Annotated in this window: 4 protein-coding genes and 2 pseudogenes; all 6 read right to left on the minus strand. The window is 64.4% G+C overall.

Annotated features, from left to right (window positions below):
• A pseudogene (gene rpsS, locus A6302_RS19800) lies at positions 1-260 on the minus strand (30S ribosomal protein S19); the annotation flags it as partial.
• Positions 261-272: 12 nt separating this feature from the next.
• Positions 273-1111: pseudogene (rplB, locus tag A6302_RS19805) on the minus strand (50S ribosomal protein L2).
• An 18-nt stretch (positions 1112-1129) separates the two neighbouring features.
• Positions 1130-1423 (minus strand): 50S ribosomal protein L23, encoded by a 294-nt coding sequence (locus tag A6302_RS19810; RefSeq protein WP_069308458.1) that lies wholly within the window; start codon positions 1421-1423, stop codon positions 1130-1132.
• Positions 1420-2040: a 50S ribosomal protein L4 gene (gene rplD / locus A6302_RS19815; protein WP_069308459.1), complete on the minus strand. Its 621-nt coding sequence runs from the start codon at positions 2038-2040 to the stop codon at positions 1420-1422. Before rplD ends, A6302_RS19810 begins: the two co-directional genes overlap by 4 nt.
• Entirely contained in the window at positions 2040-2756 is a 717-nt protein-coding gene (gene rplC / locus A6302_RS19820; RefSeq protein WP_069308460.1) for a 50S ribosomal protein L3, read from the minus strand. Before rplC ends, rplD begins: the two co-directional genes overlap by 1 nt.
• 26 nt (positions 2757-2782) lie before the next feature.
• Positions 2783-3091 carry a 30S ribosomal protein S10 gene (gene rpsJ / locus A6302_RS19825; protein ID WP_026782425.1) on the minus strand — a complete coding sequence of 103 codons (309 nt, stop codon included), beginning with the start codon at positions 3089-3091 and terminating at the stop codon, positions 2783-2785.
• Positions 3092-3152 lie beyond the last annotated feature (61 nt).

Consider the following 3152-nt stretch of genomic DNA (forward strand, 5'->3'; position numbering starts at 1 on the left):
CTTGTCGGCGGCGTGTCCATAGTAGGTCCGGGTCGCGAGAACTCGCCGAACTTGTGACCCACCATGTCCTCGTTCACCGAGACCGGAATGTGCTTCTGGCCATTGTAGACACCGAAGGTCAGACCGACGAACTGGGGCAGGATCGTCGAGCGACGGCTCCAGATCTTGATGACCTCATTGCGACCGGACGAGCGCACGGTATCCGCCTTCTTGAGCAGATACCCGTCGACGAACGGACCTTTCCAGACAGAACGAGCCACGATCGTCTCCTATCACTGCGTCTTCTTGCGCGCGTGACGGCTGCGCACGATGAACTTGTCGGTCGCCTTGTTCTGGCGCGTCTTCTTGCCCTTGGTCGGCTTGCCCCACGGGGTGACCGGGTGGCGGCCGCCCGACGTCCGGCCTTCGCCACCGCCGTGCGGATGGTCGACCGGGTTCATGGCGACGCCGCGGACATGCGGGCGAATGCCGAGCCAGCGCGAACGACCGGCCTTGCCGATCGAGATGTTCGAATGGTCCGGGTTCGACACCGCACCGATGGTCGCAAGGCAGCTGGCCTGGACCTTGCGCTGCTCACCGGAGTTGAGGCGCAGGATCGCATAGCCCTGGTCGCGACCGACCAGCTGGGCGTAGGTGCCGGCGGACCGGGCGACCTGGCCGCCCTTGCCCGGCTTCAGCTCGACGTTGTGCACGATCGTGCCGACCGGAATGGCCGAAAGCGGCATCGCATTGCCCGGCTTCACGTCGGCCTGGGCCGACGCGACCACCTGATCGCCAACCGCGAGACGCTGCGGAGCAGGATGTAGCTCAGCTCGTCGTCGGCGTAGCGCAGCAGCGCGATGAAGGCCGAACGGTTCGGATCGTATTCGATCCGCTCGACGATCGCGACGACGTCACGCTTGGTGCGCTTGAAGTCGACCAGACGGTAGCTGCGCTTGTGGCCGCCACCGACATTGCGCGAGGTCTGACGGCCGAGGTTGTTACGGCCGCCCGACTTGTTCAGACCCTCGGTGAGGGACTTGACCGGCTTGCCCTTGTAGAGCTCGGAGCGGTCGACGAGCACGAGCTGGCGCTGGCCAGGCGTCGTCGGTTTGAAACTCTTGAGTGCCATCTTATCCTGCCGCTCTCATCAAAGGCCGGTGGTCACGTCGATCGCGTAGCCGGACTCCAGCGTCACGATCGCGCGCTTGACATCCGACTGCTGGCCGAGCCGGCCACGGAAGCGCTTGGTCTTGCCCTTGCGGACGAGACTGTTGACGCTCTTGACCTTCACCTGGAACAGCGCCTCGACGGCCGCCTTGATCTCGGGCTTGGTCGCCGTCGGCGCCACGTTGAAGACGACCTTGTCCTGTTCGGACTGGATCGTGGCCTTCTCGGTGATGACCGGGCTCAGAATGATGTCGTAGTGCTTGAGGTTGGTCATTTGAACCGCTCCTCCAGAGCGGCCACGGCCGCCTTGGTCAGCACCAGCGTGTCACGACGAAGGATGTCGTAGACGTTGATGCCCTGCACCGGAAGGACGTCGATCTTCGCGATCGAGCGCGCCGCCAGGCGGAAGTTGTCGTTCGGAACCGCGCCGTCGATGATCAGCGCGCTGCCGAGGCCCAGCTTGGCGAAACGGTCCCGAAGCGCTTTCGTCTTCGGGTCGTTGGCCACCGCCTCGTCGATGACGAGGATGTTGGCACCCTTCGCCTTCGCCGAGAGGGCGAGCTTCAGTCCGAGGGCGCGGACCTTCTTGGGGAGGTCGTGCTCGTGAGAGCGGACCACCGGACCGAAGGCCTTGCCGCCGCCGCGGAACTGCGGAGCGTTCTTGTCACCGTGACGGGCGCCGCCGGTGCCCTTCTGACGGTACATCTTCTTGCCCGTGCGATTGCCCTCGTTGCGGGTCTTCGCATGGTGCGTACCGGCCTGGCGCTTGGCGAGCTGCCAGCGGACGACGCGCTGCAGGATGTCGGCGCGCGGTTCGAGACCGAAGATCTCGTCGGCGAGCGCGATCGAACCCGCGGCTTCGCCGTCAAGGGTTTTGACTTCGAGTTCCATTACTCACCTTCCCCCGCATGAGCCGTCTCGGGCTGGGCCGAGGTGGTGCGGAACGAACCCGGCACAGGAGCCGCGTCGGGCAGCTTCTTCTTGACCGCGTCGCGGACGAGGATCCAGCCACCCTTGGAACCGGGCACCGCACCCTCGACGAGGATCAGGCCGCGGTCGATGTCCGTGCGGACGATCTTCAGGTTCTGCGTGGTGACGCGTTCGTCACCCATGTGGCCGGCCATCTTCTTGTTCTTGAAGACCTTGCCCGGATCCTGGCGCTGGCCGGTCGAACCGTGCGAACGGTGCGAAACCGAGTTGCCGTGGGTCGCGCGGCCACCACCGAAGTTGTGGCGCTTCATGACACCGGCAAAGCCCTTGCCGATCGAGGTGCCGGTCACGTCCACGAACTGCCCGACCACGAAATGGTCGGCGGTCAGCTCCGCGCCCACCTCGATCAGGTTGTCCGGGGTCACGCGGAATTCCGCGAGTTCCCGCTTCGGCTCGACGTTGGCCACCGCGAAGTGACCCCGCATCGCCTTGGACGTATTCTTCACCTTGGCCAGACCAGCACCGAGCTGGATGGCCGTATAGCCGTTCTTGTCGACGGTACGGTGGGCCACGACCTGGCAGTTCTCAAGCTTGAGAACTGTCACCGGCACGTGTTCCCCGGCATCGTTGTAGATGCGGGTCATGCCCACTTTCTGTGCGATCACACCTGAGCGCATGGCGTTCTCTCTCACCGGGCTGTGCCTTAGAGCTTGATCTCGACGTCCACGCCGGCCGCGAGGTCGAGCTTCATCAGCGCGTCCACGGTCTGCGGGGTCGGATCGATGATGTCGAGAAGACGCTTGTGCGTACGCATCTCGAACTGTTCGCGCGACTTCTTGTCGATGTGCGGCGAACGGTTGACCGTGAACTTTTCGATCCGCGTCGGGAGCGGAACCGGTCCACGAACCTGCGCGCCGGTCCGCTTCGCCGTGTTGACGATTTCGCGGGTCGACGCATCGAGGATCCGGTGATCAAACGCCTTGAGCCGGATACGGATATTCTGGCCGTTCATAGTCTTCCACCTTGGAGGGCGGGGTCACGCAGGTGATCGCCGCCTGGCCTAGAGGCACACC

Origin of the sequence: Methylobrevis pamukkalensis, assembly GCF_001720135.1 — a bacterium.
Taxonomy (GTDB): Bacteria; Pseudomonadota; Alphaproteobacteria; order Rhizobiales; family Pleomorphomonadaceae; genus Methylobrevis; species Methylobrevis pamukkalensis.